This window comes from Roseovarius halotolerans, from assembly GCF_900172255.1.
GTDB lineage: Bacteria > Pseudomonadota > Alphaproteobacteria > Rhodobacterales > Rhodobacteraceae > Roseovarius > Roseovarius halotolerans.
The window spans coordinates 576,687-593,688 of the sequence record NZ_FWFU01000003.1; the positions used below are offsets into that span (position 1 = coordinate 576,687).

Genomic DNA, 17,002 nt, shown 5'->3' on the forward strand with positions numbered 1-17,002 from the left:
CCGATCTCATCCCTGCCCGCGCCGCGCGCCGATCAGCCGCGCCATGTCGAGCATCCGGCAGGAAAAGCCCCATTCATTGTCATACCAGCCGAACACCCGCAAAAGCCCGCCATTGGAGACCGAGGTCTCGAGCCCGCTCATGATGACGGATTCGGGGCGTGCGCGCAGGTCCGCGCTGACCAGCGGCTGCGTGGTCCAGCCAAAGACCGGCGAGGAACCGGCGGCGGCTTTCAGCACGGCGTTGACCGCATCTTCGCTGACCGGCGCGCGGGTCTGCACCGTCAGGTCGAGGCAGGACACGCTGGCGGTGGGCACCCGGATCGCGCGGGCCTCGATCCGCCCTTTCATATGCGGCAGCACGAGCCCGGTCTGATGCTGGGCGCTGGTGGTCGTGGGCACCATCGAGAGCGCCGCCGCGCGGCTGCGCTCGGGCGCGTCGCGCGGCTTGTCCACGGTGGGCTGGCTGCCGGTATAGCAATGCACCGTGGTCATCTGCCCGCTTTCCACGCCAAAGGCATCGTCCAGCAGCCGCACGAGCGGTGCCAGCGCGTTGGTGGTACAGGACGCGTTCGAGATGATGCGCTGATCGCCAAGGTCGCCCTCATTGGCGCCCATCACGAGCGTCACATCGGCCTCGGCCGACGGTCCCGAGACCAGCACCGCGCCTGCGCCCGCCGCCAGCCCGCGTTCGGCCATCGCGCGCGCGCCGCCCATGCCGGTGCATTCCAGCACCACGTCGACACCGCCAAGATCAAGCGCGCTGAGATCGGATTGCGCATGGAAGGGTATGGCGCGCCCGTCCACATGCAACACCCCCTCGCCCGCCGAGACCTCGCCCGGCCAGGGGCCGAACACGCTGTCATACTGAAAGAGATAGGCGCAGGTCGCCAGCGGCTCGATCTCGTTGATCAACACCAGTTCGATATCGCGCGCATCGCGCAGCAGGATGCGCAGCAGGGTGCGGCCAATGCGGCCGAAGCCGTTGATGGCAACGCGGATGGGGCGGCTCGTCATGGGCGCGTCTCCGACAGGTCAGTTTCGCTGACACTGTGCCGCGCAAGGCGGGAAATGCCAGTCGTGAAACAATATTTGATCAAATCATGACTCGCCCGCGTCAATCGGCTCGATCAGGTCCGGCCCGCTGGCGCGGTTGGAATTCACCTTGGGATCGACGCGCCAGAACGTGAGCGCGTCCTCGGACGGGGCCTGCATCAGCCGCGCGGCCCCCTGCCCCGCCTCGCCAAGCCAGAGCGGCCAATCGGCGGGCGCGACGATCACCGGCATCCGGTGGTGGATGCGGGACATCGCGTCATTGGCCGCCGTGGTGACGATGGCGCAGGTGGTCAGGCGCTCAGCGCCCTGCCCGCCTTTTGGCGTCCAATCCTGCCAGATCCCGGCAAAGGCGATCGGGCTGTCATCGCTGTGGCGGATGAACCACGGCAGGCGGTTGCCCGCGCTGTCCTTTGTCCACTCGTAGAACCCCGTCGCCGGGATCAGGCAGCGCCGCGCGCGGCAGGCCGCCGCGAAGGCGGGTTTACTGGCAATGGTCTCGGCGCGGGCATTGATGAGGAGCGGCCCGTCGCCGGGACTGTCATACCAATGGGGCAGGAAACCCCAGCGCATCGCCGACAGGTGCCGCTGCCCCTCGAGCGAGGTGACCGCATGCACGGCATTGGTCGGGCAGATGTTGTAATTCGGATTGCGCGGCAGGTCATTGGCGGGCGCGGCCTGAAACAGCCGCGCCATCGCGTCATCGGGCAAGGTATTGGCATAGCGTCCGCACATGCGCCGACCCTGCCGCAGGCGCGCGTGAATGTGAAGCGGCGCAAGGCGCGCCCGCCGCTTGGTGCTTGACCGGCGCGCATGGGCAGGGCATCACCCGGATCATGCTGATCTACAAGATATTTCGCGCCGGTGAATGGCGCGCCTTGCGCGAGAACGCCACCACCCGGGGCGCGCCGGTCGATCTGGCCGATGGCTATATCCATTTCTCGACGGCCGCGCAGGCCCCCGAGACCGCCGCCAAGCATTTCGCGGGCGAGGATGGGCTGATGCTGGTGGCGGTCGAAGCGGCGGCGCTGGGGGATGCGCTGAAATGGGAAGAATCGCGCGGCGGCGTGCTGTTCCCGCATCTTTACCGCGCATTGCGCCTTGAGGATGTGCATTGGGCGCAGCCCCTGCCGCTTGAGGGTGGCGCGCACAGCTTTCCGCCGGGCCTGACATGAGCGGCGTTGCGCGCCAGTTCGAGCGCATGGGGCTGTCCGCGCTGCACCGGCTTGACCCGGAGCGCGCCCACGACGCGGCGCTGATGGCGCTGCGCGCGGGTCTTGTGCCGCTGCCGGGGCGCATCACCTCGCCGCGCCTGCGCTGCGAGGTTGCCGGGCTGGCGCTTGATAATCCTTTGGGGCTGGCGGCGGGGTTCGACAAGAATGCCCGCGCCCTTGGCCCGCTGTCGCGCGCCGGATTCGGTTTTCTGGAGGTCGGGGCCGTGACCCCGCGCCCGCAGCAAGGCAACCCGCGCCCGCGCCTCTTTCGCCTGACCGAGGATCGCGGCGTGATCAACCGGTTCGGCTTCAACAACGAAGGCATGGAGGCCGCTGCCGCGCGGCTGGCCGCGCGCCCGAAGGACGCGGTGATCGGGCTCAATCTGGGGGCCAACAAGGACAGCACCGACCGCGCCGGGGATTTCGCCCGCGTGCTGGCGCATTGCGGGGGCAACCTTGATTTCGCGACGGTCAATGTGAGCAGCCCCAACACCGAGAAGCTGCGCGACCTGCAGGGCGCCGAGGCGCTGGCGAAGCTGCTTGAAGGGGTGATGGAGGCGCGCGGCGCTCTGCGCGATCCGATCCCGGTTTTCCTCAAGATCGCGCCGGACCTGAGCGACGGCGAGCTCTCGGAGATCGCCGATGTGGCGACGGCGGCGGGGGTGTCGGGGATCATCGCCACCAACACGACGCTGGCGCGCGAGGGACTGCATGGCCCACATGCGAGCGAGGCCGGGGGCCTGTCGGGTGCGCCGCTGTTCGAGCGATCGACACGGGTTCTGGCGCGGCTTTCGCAGCTCACACAGGGCGACATGCCCCTGATCGGGGTTGGCGGCGTGGCATCGGCCGAACAGGCCTATGAGAAGATCCGCGCCGGTGCACATGCGGTTCAGGTCTATTCGGCGCTGGTCTACGAGGGGATGTCCCTGGTCGGGCGGATCCTGCACGGGCTCGATGCCCTGCTCGAGCGCGACGGGTTTGCCAATGTCGCCGAGGCGGTGGGCCGCGGGCGCGACGCGTGGCTCTAGGGCGGCCCGGCGCGCGGCGTCAGCGCCGCTTTGAGGCTTTGCAGGCGGGCGCGTTGCGCCTAACCTGACATCGGGTGATTGCTTCACTGTCACGGAGAGGCCATGACGCAGGACGGGCGCACAGAGCAGCGGCGCGGCGGATTTTCGGGCTGGATCGACGCGGTGCTGTTCGACCTCGCGCGCCAGATGCGCTGGAGCTTCCTGCCGCCGCTGATGGTCTATTTCGCTGCCGGGTTCTCGGGGCTGACCGGGATCGTGGGCACGTTCTATGTCAAGGAATACCTCGATCTGTCGGCCGCCTACCTGGCGGGGCTTGCGTTCTGGGCGGGGCTGCCCTGGGCGCTCAAGATGCCGCTGGGGCATCTGGTGGACATCATCTGGCGCTGGAAATGGCTGCTGGTCTATCTTGGCGCCGGGCTGATCGGGCTGAGCATGATCATCATGTACCTGGTGATCACGCAGACCGCGATGATGGCGACGGTGATGCCGCCGAGCGCCTGGTTCATCGCCTCCTTCCTGCTGACGCCCTGCGGGCTGGTTCTGCAGGATGCGGTGGCGGACGCGATGTCGGTCGAGGCGGTGCCGCGCGTGGATGCGGAGGGCGCGCCGATCGCGGACGAGGCCAGCCGCGCCATGCATACCACCATGCAGACGCTGGGGCGTTTCGCGCTGATATCCGGCACGGTGGCGGTGGCGGCGATGAATATCTGGATGTTTCGCGGCATCGAGGCGATGGATGATGCCGCCAAGGCGGATATCTATGCGCGCATCTACCTGGTGGCGCTGCTGATCCCGCTCCTGTCGGTTTCGGGGGTGATGCTGGCAGGGGTGCAGAGATACCGCGCCCGCCACAGGATGCTGGGGCGCGGGCTGACGCCGGACGAGACCGATGCGCTGTTCGAGGGGCCGGACGAGAAGACCGAACCGAACCCCTGGTATTTCATCGGCGGCGGTGCCTTCGTGGCGCTGACGCTGGCGGTGGGGCTGGGACAGGTGCCTTACGGCCAGGAGATCGTCTTTGCCGGATCGATGGCGATCGTGCTCTTGCTGATGCGCCAGCTGATCGCGGTGCTTGCGCCCGCGCAGGCGCGCGCGCTGATCGGTACGGCGACGATCATCTTCGTTTTTCGCGCGGTCCCGCGCCCCGGCAACGGGCAGACCTGGTTCGAGATCGACGTGCTGGGATTCGACCAGCAATTCCTGTCGGTCCTGTCGCTGATCACATCAGTGCTGACGCTGGCGGGGCTGGTGGTGCTGCGCCCGCTGATGGCGTCGCGTTCGATCGTGTGGATCTTCGTCATGCTGACACTGGCCGCGGGGCTGCTGAACCTGCCCAATCTCGGGCTCTACTACGGGATCCAGGATATCACCGCGCCGCTGACCGGCGGGATCGTGGATGCCCGCTTCATCGCGGTGCTGGATACGGCGGTGGAATCGCCGCTGGGGCAGGTCTCGATGATCCCGATGCTGGCCTGGATCGCGCGCAATGCGCCCGGTAACCTGAAGGCGACCTTCTTTGCGGTCATGGCCTCGTTCACCAACCTGGCGCTGTCGGCATCGAGCCTGTTGACGCGCTACCTGAACGAGATTTTCACGGTGACGCGTGAAGTCACCGACAGGGAAACCGGCGCTGTCACGGTGCCGGCGGATTATTCCGAGCTTGGCATGTTGCTGATCGTGGTGACCGCCATCACCGTGGGCGCACCGCTCCTGGTGATCTGGCTGGTGCAGAATTCACGGCTGCGCAGCACCGACTGAGCGGGCGCCCGAGGCGAGGGCGGAGCGAGGGGCCGGCCCCTCGCGCTCCCCGGGATATTTTCAAACAGAAGAAGACAGGCGCGCGGCGCGTTCAAGGGCCGGGTAGCGCAGGGCGAGGGTGATGCCGCGCGCCACGAAGCTGATCAGCAGCGCCGCCCAGAGCCCGTGATTGCCAAAGAGCGGCAGAAGCAGGAGGACGGCGGCGCCGTAGGCCGCAAGGCTGAGCGCCATCATGTTGCGCATGTCGCGGGTGCGGGTGGCGCCGATGAAGATTCCGTCGAGCATGTAGGGGGCAAGCCCGAGCACCGGCACGGCGACGACCCAGGGCAGATAGGCGCGCGCCGCCGCCTGAACCGCAGGCACCTTGGCCATGAGGTCGATGATGAGGGGGCCGAACAGCGCGAAGCCGAGCGCCAGAGCGATCACCGCGAACCCGCCCCAGAGGCTGGAGAGCTGCGCCGCGCGGCGCAGGCGCGCCACGTCGAAGCGCCCTATCGCCTGCCCCACCAGCGCCTCGGCGGCGAAGGCGAAACCGTCGAGCGCATAGGAGGTGATCTGCAGGAATTGCAGCAGCACCTGGTTGGCGGCCAGCGTCACGTCGCCGAAATCGGCACCGAGAAACAGGAAGGAGACGAAAATCCCCTGAAGCATCAGCGAGCGCAGCAGGATATCGGTATTGACCGAGGCCATGCGCCGCAGCGCGGGCGCGTCGAAGACCCTCGACCAGTCGCGCCATGCAGGCACGAGAAAGGCATCGCGGCAAAGCCAGAGCCCGAGGCCGAGCCCGAACCATTCGGCGATGAAGGTCGCGCTGGCCACGCCCGCCACCCCCCAGCCGAGGCCGAGCACGAACCAGAGGTCGAGCGCGACATTGACCCCGTTCATCGCCAGCTGCACCACCAGCACCGCGCGGGTGCGTTCGAGCGCGATCAGCCAGCCGGTCACGCCGTAAAGCCCGATGATCGCCGGTGCGCTCCAGATGCGGATCGCAAGGTATTCATGCGCGAGGGATTCGACCTCGGCGCTGGCGGGCGCAAGCGCGAAGGCGGCGGCGAAGAGCGGCGCCTGCAAGGCGATCACCAGCAGCCCCCCAAGCCCCGCCACCATCAGCGCGCGCGTCAGCATCGCCGCCACTTCGCCCTGGCGGCCCGCGCCCTGGGCCTGGCTGGTGAGGCCGGTGGTGCCCATGCGCAGGAAGCCGAACAGCCAGTAGAGCCCCGAGAGGATCACCGCGCCGATCCCGACCGCGCCGATCGGTGCCGCCTGCCCCAGTTGCCCGATCACGCCGGTATCGACCGCGCCGAGGATCGGCACGGTGATGTTGGCGAGCACGATGGGAATGGCGATCCTGAGCACGCGGCGATGGGTCAGCGCGCCGGTGACGGGTTCAGCCATCGCGGCGCGGCATCAGGAAATGGCCCGAGGCCTGGGCGAAGGGACGCGCGCGGTTGTCCTGCCAGGCTTCGACGCGGACCGAAGCATAGCGGCGCCCCGAGCGCGCCACCTGGGCGCGCGCATAGGCATCGCGCGGCAAGCCCGAGCGCAGGTAATCGACGGTGAAATCGATGGTCTTGGGCAGGCGCGGCAGGCGGCCCTGCGCCAGTTCGGCGGGATCGAGCGCGCCGGTCTCGATCTCGTGCCAGAGCATCGACCAGCTGAGGCCGATGATCGCCGAAACCTCGAGAAAAGCCGCCGTCGCGCCGCCATGCAGCGCCGGCAGGAGCGGGTTGCCGATCAGCTTTTCGTCAAACGGCATGATCGCGGTCAGCTCGTCGCCGCGCCGATCAAAGGTGATGCCGAGAAAGCGGATATAGGGCACGCCCTCGACCAGCGCGTTGAGCGCGGCATCGCGGCGTTGCTTGACCACCTGGACGGGTTCGGGGTGCTTGCCGGTTTGCTTGCCCGATGCGCTCATGGTTTCGACTCCACGGTGAAGGTGCCGGTTGCGGTGGCGACCGGACGGTCGCCGTCGTCATCCATCGCGCGGGCGCGCACGAAGATCACCGAGCGAGTGACATGGTAGCATTCGGCGCGCGCGCGGATGCGTTGACCCGGCGTGGCCGGTCGCATGTAGTCGATGCGCAGGTCGATCGTGGCGGTCAGGCCGGGATTGTCGGGATGGCTCATCGCCGCCGCCCCGCAGCAGGTATCCATCAAGGCCGAGACCGCGCCGCCGTGAATCACCCCAGTTTCGGGATCGCCGATGAAGCGGCTGTCGTAATCCATGACGATTTCCGCGCTGCCCTCGCCGATCTCGGTCAGGGACATGCCCAGCGCCTGCGAATGCGGGATTGCGGTGATGAACTGTTCGGCGATCCTGGTCTTGTCCACGCTCATGCGGATTCGGCGCCCCCTCTGGGTGTTGCGGCCCCTTTATGGGCCTGAATGCGGGAGGGTCGCAAGGGTGGCGGTTGCTCTTGGCGGGGGGCGGAGCTAACCTCTGGCGGAGGAGTACCCACGGATGGCCGAACAGCGACTGTCATTCAAGGAAATGTGCGCAAGGTTCGACGTGACGCCGCGCACGTTGCGCTATTACGAGTATATCGAGCTCTTGACCCCCGAGCGCGAGGGCCGGTCGCGTTTCTATCGCCCGCGCGAGATCGCCCGGATGACCCTGATCCTGCGGGGGCGCAGATTCGGTTTTTCGCTGGAGGAAATCCGGCAATGGCTGCTGATCTACGAACATGAGGGCACCGAGGCGCAGATGCGCGCCTGGATCGCGCTGGCCGACCGGCAACTGAGCGAGCTGGCCGAGCAGAAGGCGCAGCTGGACGAGACCATCGCCGAGTTGCAGGCGCTGCGCGACGAGACCGACGCGAGCCTGGGATAGGGCCTGCACCGCCGCCCCGCCCTTTGCCATTTCCAGCGATTCACCCACAACTCCGGGCAAGAAACCTGCGCGCGGCGCGGGTTGACCTTGCTTGATCCTGCGTCAACTTCAAAGTGACGTGACGTATCTCTTACGTCAACGTGATCGGGTGTTGTAGCCAAGGGGATGACACCTCAGCTTGGACCCCGACAGACACGCCTCACTTGCGAAGCCGTTTGGGGAATGGACCAATGACCGAAGACACGATGACAATCCGCCAGATGTGCGATGCTTATGACGTGACGCCGCGCACATTGCGATTCTATGAATCCAAGGAGCTTCTGTTTCCCCGTCGCCTGGGCCAGAAGCGCCTGTTCACGCGGCGCGACCGCGCCCGGTTGAAGTTGATCCTGCGGGGCAAGCGCTTTGGTTTCCGGCTTGAGGAAATCCGCCAGCTTCTGGACCTTTACGACCGGGGCGACCAGCAGCTTACGCAGCTGACCCGCGCCTATGCGATCGCCGAGGAGCGGCTGGCAGAACTCAAGCGCCAGCGCGACGAGCTGACCACCGCGATCAGCGATCTCAGCGACCAGATGAAATGGGGCGAGAAGATGATCGCCTCGATCCGGCAGTCGCCGAAGAACGCCGCCGAATAACCGCCCTTCACCGATTTCCAGGGAGAGATTGACCATGCCCAGCTATACCCCGCCCACCAAGGACATGCAGTTCGTGTTGCACGATGTTCTCGAAGTCTCGCAATCCGACATTCCCGGATATGACGAGCTCGACCGCGATTTCACCAGCGCGGTTCTGGAAGAGGCCGGCAAGATCGCCGCCGATGTGCTGGCGCCGCTCAATGCCGTGGGCGACCGGCAGGGCTGCACGCTGGAAAACGGCGTGGTGCGCGTGCCCGAGGGGTTTCAGGCAGCGTTCGACCAGGTGCGCGACGGCGGCTGGACGGCGCTTGATTGCGACCCCGACTATGGCGGGCAGGGCCTGCCCTACCTGATCTCGAGCGCCGTGGGCGAGATGTTCTCGGCGGCGAACATGGCGTTCAACATGTATCAGGGCCTGACGCATGGCGCCTATAACGCCATCCATGCCCATGGCAGCGACGCGCAGAAACAGATGTATCTGCCCAAGATGGTCAGCTGCGAATGGGGCGGCACCATGAACCTGACCGAGCCCCATTGCGGCACCGATCTGGGGCTGATCCGCACCAAGGCGGAACCGCAGGATGACGGCAGCTACAAGATCAGCGGCCAGAAGATCTGGATCTCGGCAGGCGAGCACGACATGTGCGAGAACATCATCCACCTGGTGCTGGCCAAGCTGCCCGACGCACCCGAGGGCGTGAAAGGCATCTCGCTGTTCATCGTGCCCAAGTTCCTGGTCAACGAGGATGGCAGCCTTGGCGCGCGCAACGCGCTGAGCTGTGGCGGGCTCGAGGAAAAGATGGGCATTCACGGCAATGCCACATGCGTCATGAATTATGACGGCGCGACCGGCTTTCTTGTCGGCGAACCGCACAAGGGCATGCGCGCGATGTTCACCATGATGAACGAAGCCCGGCTCGGCGTCGGCCTTCAGGGCTATGCCCAGGGCGAGGTCGCCTATCAGAACGCACTCGGCTTTGCGCTGGAGCGCCTGCAGGGGCGCGACGTGACCGGCACGCAGGCGCCCGACAAGCCCGCCGACCCGATCATCGTGCATCCCGATGTGCGCCGCAACCTGATGGATCAGAAGGCCTTCGTGGAGGGCGCGCGCGCCTTCACCTTCTGGGGGGCCTCGCTGATCGACGCGAGCCACCGCAAGGGCGACGAAGAGGCCGAGCAGATGGTTTCGCTGCTGACCCCTGTCATCAAGGGCTTCCTGACCGACAAGGGGTTCGAGACCACGGTGCTGGCGCAGCAGACGCTGGGCGGCTCGGGCTTTACCCGCGAATGGGGGCTGGAGCAGTTCGTGCGCGATGCCCGCATCACCATGATCTACGAGGGCACCAACGGCATCCAGTCGCTGGATCTGGTGGGGCGCAAGCTGGCGCAGAATGGCGGCAAGGCGATCATGGCGTTCTTCGACATGATCAAGGCCTATATCAAGGACAATGCGGGCACCGATGCGGATTTCGACGCGCAGTTCCTCGACCCCCTCAAGGCCGCCAGCAAGGATCTTCAGGCGGCGGGCATGTATTTCATGCAGAACGGCATGAAGAACCCCAACAACGCCCTGTCCGGGAGCTATGATTTCATGCATCTTTTCGGGCATGTCTGCCTGGGGCTGATGTGGGCGCGCATGGCGAAGGCCGCACAGGGCGCGCTGGCGGCGGGGAATGGCGACAGCGCCTTCCTCGAGGCCAAGATCGCCACCGGGCGTCACTACATGGCGCGCCACCTTCCGATGACCGCGACGCATCTGGCGCGCATCGAGACCGGCGCCGATACGGTGATGGCGCTCACGCCCGAGCAATTCGCCAGCGCGGGCTGAGGAGGGCCAGCCCGAAGACGGCAAAGAGGACGACGAAGGAGGAGGAGAGAGGATGCCCAAACGCTTTCGCCTGACCCGCCGTTTCAACGCGGCGATGACCGAGGACGGCTATCGCCGCCTGCGCCGCTTCGCGCAGGAGGCGGGCCTCGACGAGGGCGAGGCGCTGTCCTTTCTCTTCGAGAACTTCGACAGTGTAACCGACAGCGACAACCTCACCCACCGGCTGCGGCTGTTCAATTCAGACCTCGAGGCGCGCAAGACATGAGCGGAGCGTTCCAATGACATCGCAATGGATGACGGACGAGCACCGGATGCTTGCCGAGATGACCGGGAAATTCATCACCGAGGAATGGGCCCCCCATTTCGCGCGCTGGAACGAACAGGGCGAGATGGATCGCGAGACCTGGCAACAGGCGGGCGAGCTGGGCCTGCTCTGCCCCTCGATCCCTGAGGAATATGGCGGCGCGGGCGGCGATTTCGGCCATGAGGCGGTGATCTGCATCGAACAGTCGCGCGCCAACCTGGCCAGCTGGGGCAACCCGATCCATTCCGGGATCGTGGCGCATTACATCCTCGCCTATGGCAGCGAGGATCAGAAGAAACGCTGGCTGCCGAAGATGGTCTCGGGCGACCTTGTGGGCGCTCTGGCGATGACCGAGCCGGGCACCGGATCGGACGTGCAGGGCATCAAGACCCGCGCGGTGCGTGACGGCAATGGGTGGCGGCTGTCGGGGCAGAAGACCTTCATCACAAATGGCCAGCACGCCGGGCTGATCGTCGTCGCCGCCAAGACCGACCCGGATGCGGGCGCGCGCGGCATCTCGCTGATGGTGGTGGAAACCGAAGGGGCCGAGGGGTTCAAGCGCGGGCGCAACCTTGAAAAGGTCGGCTGCCACGCGGCGGATACATCCGAGCTGTTCTTCGATGAGGTGGCGATCGCACCCGAGAATATCCTTGGCGGCGAGGAAGGGCTGGGCTTTGCCCAGATGATGAACCAGCTGCCCCAGGAGCGGCTGGTCATCGCCTGCGGCGCGCAGGGCGCGATGGAAGGCGCCGTGGCGCGCACCATCGCCTATTGCAAGGAGCGCGAAGCCTTTGGCGGGCCGCTGACGCAGTTTCAGAACACCCGTTTCCAGCTGGCCGAATGCCAGACCAAGACCCGCGTCGCGCGCGCTTTCCTCGATGACTGCATCGCCGCGCATATTCGGGGCGAACTGAGCGTCGAGACCGCCGCGATGGCGAAATACTGGCTGACCGATACCCAGGGCGAGGTGCTCGATGCCTGCCTGCAGCTTCATGGCGGCTATGGCTACATGGCCGAATACGACATCGCCCAGATGTGGGCGGACGCGCGGGTGCAGCGCATCTATGGCGGCACCAACGAGATCATGAAGGAACTGATTGCGAGGGGGCTTTGATGGGCCGGGCGGAAGCGTGTGTTTCGGGCGCAGCGCCGGGGGTTTCACACCCCCGGACCCCCGTGGAGTATTTCGGGCAAGATGAAGCGGAAAGGTCCACCCCCTCCGATGCGCGGGCCGGCTGGCATCAGGCACCGGAGCGGGGCTTCACCTTGCACGGTCATCGGCTCTCCAGCCTGTTCCGCACCAGCAAGGAAAGCGTATCGAGGTTAATTTCAGGTAAACCCGCCCCGGCTTCATCTTGCCGGAAATACTCATGAGCGACAGACAGGACGCGCACAGCGCAGGAGGATCGCGATGACCATCGAACTTTTTTGTTTTGGCGAAAGCGGCAATGCCTACAAGGCGGCGCTGGCACTGGAATTGTCGGGGATGGACTGGACCCCGGTCCATGTGGATTTCTTCAATGGCGAGACCCGCGGCGAAGCGTTTCGCGAGATCAACCCGATGGGCGAGGTGCCGGTGCTGCGCGACGGCGACGTGACCTTGACGCAATCGGGGGTCATGCAGATCTATGTCACGGAAAAGACGGGGCGTTTCGGTGGCGGGACACCTGAAGAGGCGCGCGAGGTGATGCGCTGGATGTTCTGGGACAATCACAAGATGTCGAGCCAGGCCGGGATGACCCGGTTCCTGATGAATTTCCTGCCCGAGGAGAAGCGCCCCGAAGGGGTGATCCCCTTCATGCAGGGGCGTCTGAAATCCGCCTATGCCACGCTTGATGCCCATCTCGCGGGGCGCGACTGGATCGTCGGCGAGGGCGTCACCAATGCCGACCTGTCCTGTTGTGGCTACCTGTTCTACCCCGAGCCGTTCGGTTTCGAGCGCGCGGCCTGGCCCGAGATCGACCGCTGGCTGGCGAATATCGAGCGCCTGCCCGGCTGGAAACACCCTTATGAGCTGATGCCCGGATCCCCCGCGGACCGGGCCTGAGAGAGGAGACGACGATGTCTGACGCCTATATCTATGACGCCGTGCGCACCCCGCGCGGCAAGGGCCGCAAGGATGGCGCGCTGCACGAGGTCACCAGCGTGCGCCTTTCGGCGGATGTGCTGAACGCCGTCAAGGCGCGCAACGGGCTTGACGGCCATGCCGTCGAGGACGTGATCTGGGGCAATGTCACGCAGGTGAAGGAACAGGGCGGTTGCCTTGCGCGCACCGCGGTTCTGGCCTCGGAGCTGGACGAGAGCATCCCCGGCCTTGCGATCAACCGCTTTTGCGCCTCGGGCATGGAGGCGGTCAACCTGGCCGCCAACCAGGTCATGGGCGGCGCGGGCGATGGCTATATCGCGGGCGGCGTCGAGATGATGGGCCGCGTCGCGATGGGCAGCGATGGCGCTGCGATCGCCGTCGATCCCAGCGTGGCGATGGAGAGCTATTTCGTGCCCCAGGGCATCAGCGCCGACATCATCGCGACCGAGTTCGGTTTCAGCCGCGACGAGGCCGACGCGCTGGCGGTGGAAAGCCAGAACCGGGCCGCCGCCGCCTGGGCCGACAACCGCTTTGCGAAATCCATCGTCGGGGTGAAGGACCAGAACGGTCTGAGCATTCTTGACCGGGACGAATACATGCGCCCTGGCACCGACATGCAGAGCCTGGGCGCGCTCAAGCCCAGCTTCAAGGACATGGGCGAGGTCATGCCGGGTTTCGACGCGGTGGCGAAGCTGAAATACCCGCACCTCGAGGCGATCAACCATATCCACCACGCGGGCAACAGCTCGGGCATCGTGGACGGGGCCGCCGCCGTGCTGGTGGGCTCGAAGGCATTCGGCGAGAAATGGGGCCTCACCCCGCGCGCCCGCATCCGCCAGACCACCAAGATCGGCACCGATCCCACGATCATGCTGACCGGCCCCGTGCCAGCCACCGAAAAGGCGCTGAAGGACAGCGGCATGAAGATCGGCGATATCGACCTCTTCGAGGTCAACGAGGCCTTCGCTGCGGTCGTGCTGCGCTTCATGCAGGCCTTCGATGTCGATCCCGGCCGGGTCAACGTCAATGGCGGCGCGATCGCCATGGGCCACCCGCTGGGCGCCACCGGCGCGATCATCATCGGCACGCTGCTCGACGAGTTGGAGCGCAGCGACAAGGAAGTCGGGCTTGCCACGCTTTGCATCGCGTCCGGCATGGGCGCGGCCACGATCATCGAGCGGGTTTGAGCCGCGGCGAAGGGAGATTAGGACAATGACCGATTTCACGATGGAAAAAGGCGCCGATGGCGTCGCCGTGATCACCTGGGACACGGCTGGCAAGTCGATGAACGTGATGAACGAGCAGGGATTCCTGGACCTCGAGGCGCTGATCGACGACGCGCTGGCCGATGATGGCGTCAAGGGCGTCGTCATCACCAGCGGCAAGGAGGGCAGCTTTGCCGGGGGCATGGACCTCAATGTCATCGCAAGGATGCGCGACGATGCGGGCGACGAACCCGCGCGCGGCCTGTTCGAGGGCGTGATGGGCATGCATGCCATCCTGCGCAAGATCGAGCGCGGCGGCATGGACGACAAGAACAAGGGCGGCAAGCCGATCGCGGCTGCCCTGCCCGGCACGGCGCTGGGGATCGGGCTGGAAATCCCGCTGGCCTGCCACCGGATCTTTGCCGCCGACAACCCCAAGGCCAAGATCGGCCTGCCCGAGATCATGGTCGGCATCTTTCCCGGCGCGGGCGGCACGACGCGGCTGGTGCGCAAGCTGGGGGCAATGGCGGCGGCGCCGCTGCTGCTGGAGGGCAAGCTGAACGATCCGAAAAAGGCCAAGACCGCCGGGGTGGTCGACGAGGTCGTGCCCGCAGGCGAGCTGCTGGACAAAGCCCGCGAATGGGTTCTTTCGGAGCCCGCGATCGTCAAGCCCTGGGACGAGAAGGGATACAAGATGCCCGGCGGCGAGCCCTATCACCCCGCCGGGTTCATGACCTTCGTCGGCGCGAGCGCGATGGTCAACGGCAAGACCCAGGGCGCCTTCCCTGCCGCCAAGGCTCTGCTGAGCGCGGTCTATGAAGGCGCGCTGGTGCCCTTTGACACCGCCCTCAAGATCGAGGCGCGCTGGTTCACCAACGTGCTGATGAACCCCTCGTCCAGCGCGATGATCCGCTCGCTCTTCATCAACAAGGAGGCGCTGGAAAAGGGCGCCAACCGGCCCGACGCACCCGACCAGAAGGTGAAGAAGATGGGCGTGATGGGGGCCGGCATGATGGGCGCGGGCATCGCGCTCGTATCGGCCCAGGCCGGTATCGAGGTGGTCCTGATCGACCAGAAGCAGGAGGCCGCCGACAAGGGCAAGGCCTACAGCGCCGACTACATGGACAAGGGCATCAAGCGCGGCAAGGCGACCGAGGACACGAAAGCCGCGCTGCTGGACCGTATCACCGCGACCACGGATTATGCCGCGCTCGAGGGCTGCGATCTGGTGGTCGAGGCGGTGTTCGAGGACCCCGGCGTCAAGGCCGAAGTGACCGGCAAGGTGCTTGAGGTCGTCGGCCCCGACTGCATCTTTGCCACCAATACCTCGACCCTGCCGATTTCAGAGCTGGCCAAGGCATCGGACAGCCCCGAGAGCTTCATCGGCATTCACTTCTTTTCGCCGGTCGAAAAGATGCACCTGGTCGAGATCATCAAGGGCAAGAAGACCGGCGCGCGCGCCGTCGCCAAGGCGCTGGACTACGTGCGCCAGATCCGCAAGACGCCGATCGTGGTCAATGATGCGCGGTTCTTCTATGCCAACCGCTGCATCATTCCCTATATCAACGAGGGCATCCGCATGGTCGCCGAAGGGGTCACGCCCGCGCTGATCGACAATGCGGCGCGCCAGCTGGGTTTCCCGGTGGGGCCGCTGCAACTGGTGGACGAAACCTCTATCGACCTTGGCGCCAAGATCGCGCGCGCCACGAAGGCGGCGATGGGCGATGCCTATCCCGACGGGGCGGTCGACGAGGTGATCTTCTGGATGGAAGGCGAAGGGCGGCTGGGCCGCAAGGCCAATGCGGGTTTCTTCGACTATGACGACAAGGGCAAGCGGCAGGGCTACTGGAGCGGCCTGGCCGAACGGTTCCCGCCCGCGGATGAACAGCCCGACCTGACCGAGGTGCAGCATCGCCTGATGTTCGCACAGGTGCTGGAAGCGGTCCGCGCGCTGGAGGAAGGCGTGCTGGAAGACATCCGCGAGGGCGATGTCGGCGCGATCCTGGGCTGGGGGTTCGCACCCTGGTCGGGCGGGCCGTTCAGCTGGCTCGATATCATCGGCACGCCCTATGCCGCCGAACGCTGCGACCAGCTGGAAGCGGCACATGGCGAGCGCTTTGCCTGCCCTGCCCTGCTGCGCGAGATGGCCGAGCGCAACCAGAGCTTCTATCGTCGCTTCGCCCCGGACACCGAAGCCGCCGCCTGACGGCCGGCACATGCAAGAGCAACAGGCGCGGCCCCCTTTGCGGGGCCGCGTTTTTGCGTTCCGGCGCCTCGAAAGACCGCTTTGTGACAGGCCATGCGCGCGAAACCGGCCTAAGCTGGCCGAGGCGGTGATCGCCGCGCTGGATCAGGAAATCGCCTGCATGCGCGGCTGGCTGGCCGCGCATGGCCGCTGACCCGGACCGCAGGGATCGCGCATCACGTTCGCCGCTTCAGAAGGACGACACAGCCGCGCGCATGTCCCGTGGCCCCGGAACGCTGTCGGTCGACAGCTCGATCTCGATCTGCGCGGCCAGAGCGCGCGCATCGTCAAGCGGCAGCACCGTATAGAGCGGGCCTTCGTCGTCCTGCATCGCCCGGTCCAGAAGATCGCGCGACGAGGGCGCAAAGAACAGCGCACCGCTCTCGTCGAACACCACCTGATCCTCGGCGAAATGCAGCACCACGACCTTTTGGTCGCGTTCGGGGGGCACGCGCGCAATGCCGCGGATGCCTTCCAGCACCTCGCCCGGCAACAATGCGAAGGGATCGCCGTAAAGCATCTCGGCGGCGTCGCTTTCCAGCAGCATCGCCTGATCGGGCAACACCCGGATCACCGCTCGGTTGCCCAGCGCGCCACGCGGCACTTCGAGCGGCCAGAACCGGCGCGGACAGGCGCTGTCGCCGCTCCAGAGCGGATCGCGCAGCACCTCCGTCACGCGCTGGAGACCGGCATCGAAAGTCAGGACCTTGTCGCCCATCGTGATCGCCTCGACAGGGCGCCAGCCCATTGCCGTCGCGATACGGGTGCCTTCAACCAGTCCGGTCATGACACCTGTTGCTCCGCCGTCATAGGATCCGC

The 17,002-nt window shown here is 66.2% G+C and carries 17 protein-coding genes; 11 read left to right on the plus strand and 6 right to left on the minus strand.

The window, feature by feature from the left end:
• Positions 1-6: 6 nt before the first annotated feature.
• Both ROH8110_RS13955 and ROH8110_RS13960 read right to left on the minus strand, forming a co-directional pair.
• Positions 7-1,014: a type I glyceraldehyde-3-phosphate dehydrogenase gene (locus ROH8110_RS13955; protein ID WP_085818325.1), complete on the minus strand. Its 1,008-nt coding sequence runs from the start codon at positions 1,012-1,014 to the stop codon at positions 7-9.
• 84 nt (positions 1,015-1,098) lie between these two features.
• On the minus strand, positions 1,099-1,785 hold the full coding sequence (locus ROH8110_RS13960) for an SOS response-associated peptidase (RefSeq protein ID WP_085818326.1): 687 nt from the start codon (positions 1,783-1,785) through the stop codon (positions 1,099-1,101).
• A 101-nt stretch (positions 1,786-1,886) separates the two neighbouring features.
• Here ROH8110_RS13960 and ROH8110_RS13965 point away from each other — a divergent pair, with 101 nt between their 5' ends.
• The 3 genes from ROH8110_RS13965 to ROH8110_RS13975 all read left to right on the plus strand — a co-directional run bounded on the left by ROH8110_RS13965 (position 1,887) and on the right by ROH8110_RS13975 (position 5,050).
• On the plus strand, positions 1,887-2,225 hold the full coding sequence (locus ROH8110_RS13965; protein ID WP_085818519.1) for a DUF952 domain-containing protein: 339 nt from the start codon (positions 1,887-1,889) through the stop codon (positions 2,223-2,225).
• A complete protein-coding gene (locus tag ROH8110_RS13970; RefSeq protein ID WP_085818327.1) occupies positions 2,222-3,292 on the plus strand; it encodes a quinone-dependent dihydroorotate dehydrogenase in 1,071 nt (356 codons plus the stop codon). The genes ROH8110_RS13965 and ROH8110_RS13970 overlap by 4 nt, the downstream gene beginning before the upstream one ends.
• Before the next feature lie 102 nt (positions 3,293-3,394).
• Positions 3,395-5,050 (plus strand): MFS transporter, encoded by a 1,656-nt coding sequence (locus ROH8110_RS13975; RefSeq protein ID WP_085818328.1) that lies wholly within the window; start codon positions 3,395-3,397, stop codon positions 5,048-5,050.
• 60 nt (positions 5,051-5,110) lie between these two features.
• Here ROH8110_RS13975 and ROH8110_RS13980 read toward each other — a convergent pair whose 3' ends face one another.
• From ROH8110_RS13980 to ROH8110_RS13990, 3 genes are read right to left on the minus strand one after another with little or no spacing between them, the layout of a single operon-like run.
• Positions 5,111-6,445, minus strand: a complete 1,335-nt coding sequence (locus ROH8110_RS13980; protein WP_085818329.1) for an MATE family efflux transporter — start codon at positions 6,443-6,445, stop codon at positions 5,111-5,113.
• Positions 6,438-6,965, minus strand: coding sequence for a PaaI family thioesterase (locus ROH8110_RS13985; protein WP_085818330.1), 528 nt, complete (start codon positions 6,963-6,965; stop codon positions 6,438-6,440). Before ROH8110_RS13985 ends, ROH8110_RS13980 begins: the two co-directional genes overlap by 8 nt.
• Positions 6,962-7,387, minus strand: coding sequence for a PaaI family thioesterase (locus tag ROH8110_RS13990; RefSeq protein WP_085818331.1), 426 nt, complete (start codon positions 7,385-7,387; stop codon positions 6,962-6,964). The genes ROH8110_RS13985 and ROH8110_RS13990 overlap by 4 nt, the downstream gene beginning before the upstream one ends.
• Positions 7,388-7,511: 124 nt before the next feature.
• Between ROH8110_RS13990 and ROH8110_RS13995 the strand changes: the two genes are divergently transcribed.
• The 8 genes from ROH8110_RS13995 to ROH8110_RS14030 all read left to right on the plus strand — a co-directional run bounded on the left by ROH8110_RS13995 (position 7,512) and on the right by ROH8110_RS14030 (position 16,144).
• The gene (locus ROH8110_RS13995) at positions 7,512-7,880 is read left to right on the plus strand and encodes a MerR family transcriptional regulator (RefSeq protein WP_085818332.1); all 369 of its coding nucleotides are present in this window, start codon (positions 7,512-7,514) and stop codon (positions 7,878-7,880) included.
• A 230-nt stretch (positions 7,881-8,110) separates the two neighbouring features.
• On the plus strand, positions 8,111-8,515 hold the full coding sequence (locus ROH8110_RS14000; RefSeq protein WP_085818333.1) for a MerR family transcriptional regulator: 405 nt from the start codon (positions 8,111-8,113) through the stop codon (positions 8,513-8,515).
• Between the two features lie 34 nt (positions 8,516-8,549).
• Positions 8,550-10,343 carry an acyl-CoA dehydrogenase C-terminal domain-containing protein gene (locus tag ROH8110_RS14005; protein ID WP_085818334.1) on the plus strand — a complete coding sequence of 598 codons (1,794 nt, stop codon included), beginning with the start codon at positions 8,550-8,552 and terminating at the stop codon, positions 10,341-10,343.
• Between the two features lie 52 nt (positions 10,344-10,395).
• Positions 10,396-10,608, plus strand: a complete 213-nt coding sequence (locus ROH8110_RS14010; RefSeq protein ID WP_085818335.1) for a hypothetical protein — start codon at positions 10,396-10,398, stop codon at positions 10,606-10,608.
• A gap of 13 nt (positions 10,609-10,621) precedes the next feature.
• Positions 10,622-11,761 carry an acyl-CoA dehydrogenase family protein gene (locus tag ROH8110_RS14015; protein ID WP_085818336.1) on the plus strand — a complete coding sequence of 380 codons (1,140 nt, stop codon included), beginning with the start codon at positions 10,622-10,624 and terminating at the stop codon, positions 11,759-11,761.
• Between the two features lie 297 nt (positions 11,762-12,058).
• A complete protein-coding gene (locus ROH8110_RS14020; RefSeq protein WP_085818337.1) occupies positions 12,059-12,694 on the plus strand; it encodes a glutathione S-transferase family protein in 636 nt (211 codons plus the stop codon).
• Between the two features lie 14 nt (positions 12,695-12,708).
• Positions 12,709-13,920 (plus strand): acetyl-CoA C-acetyltransferase, encoded by a 1,212-nt coding sequence (locus ROH8110_RS14025; protein ID WP_085818338.1) that lies wholly within the window; start codon positions 12,709-12,711, stop codon positions 13,918-13,920.
• A gap of 25 nt (positions 13,921-13,945) precedes the next feature.
• Complete coding sequence (locus tag ROH8110_RS14030; protein ID WP_085818339.1) at positions 13,946-16,144, plus strand: 3-hydroxyacyl-CoA dehydrogenase NAD-binding domain-containing protein; 2,199 nt, start codon at positions 13,946-13,948, stop codon at positions 16,142-16,144.
• A 229-nt stretch (positions 16,145-16,373) separates the two neighbouring features.
• Here ROH8110_RS14030 and ROH8110_RS14035 read toward each other — a convergent pair whose 3' ends face one another.
• On the minus strand, positions 16,374-16,970 hold the full coding sequence (locus ROH8110_RS14035) for a Hint domain-containing protein (protein ID WP_170156511.1): 597 nt from the start codon (positions 16,968-16,970) through the stop codon (positions 16,374-16,376).
• Positions 16,971-17,002: the final 32 nt, after the last annotated feature.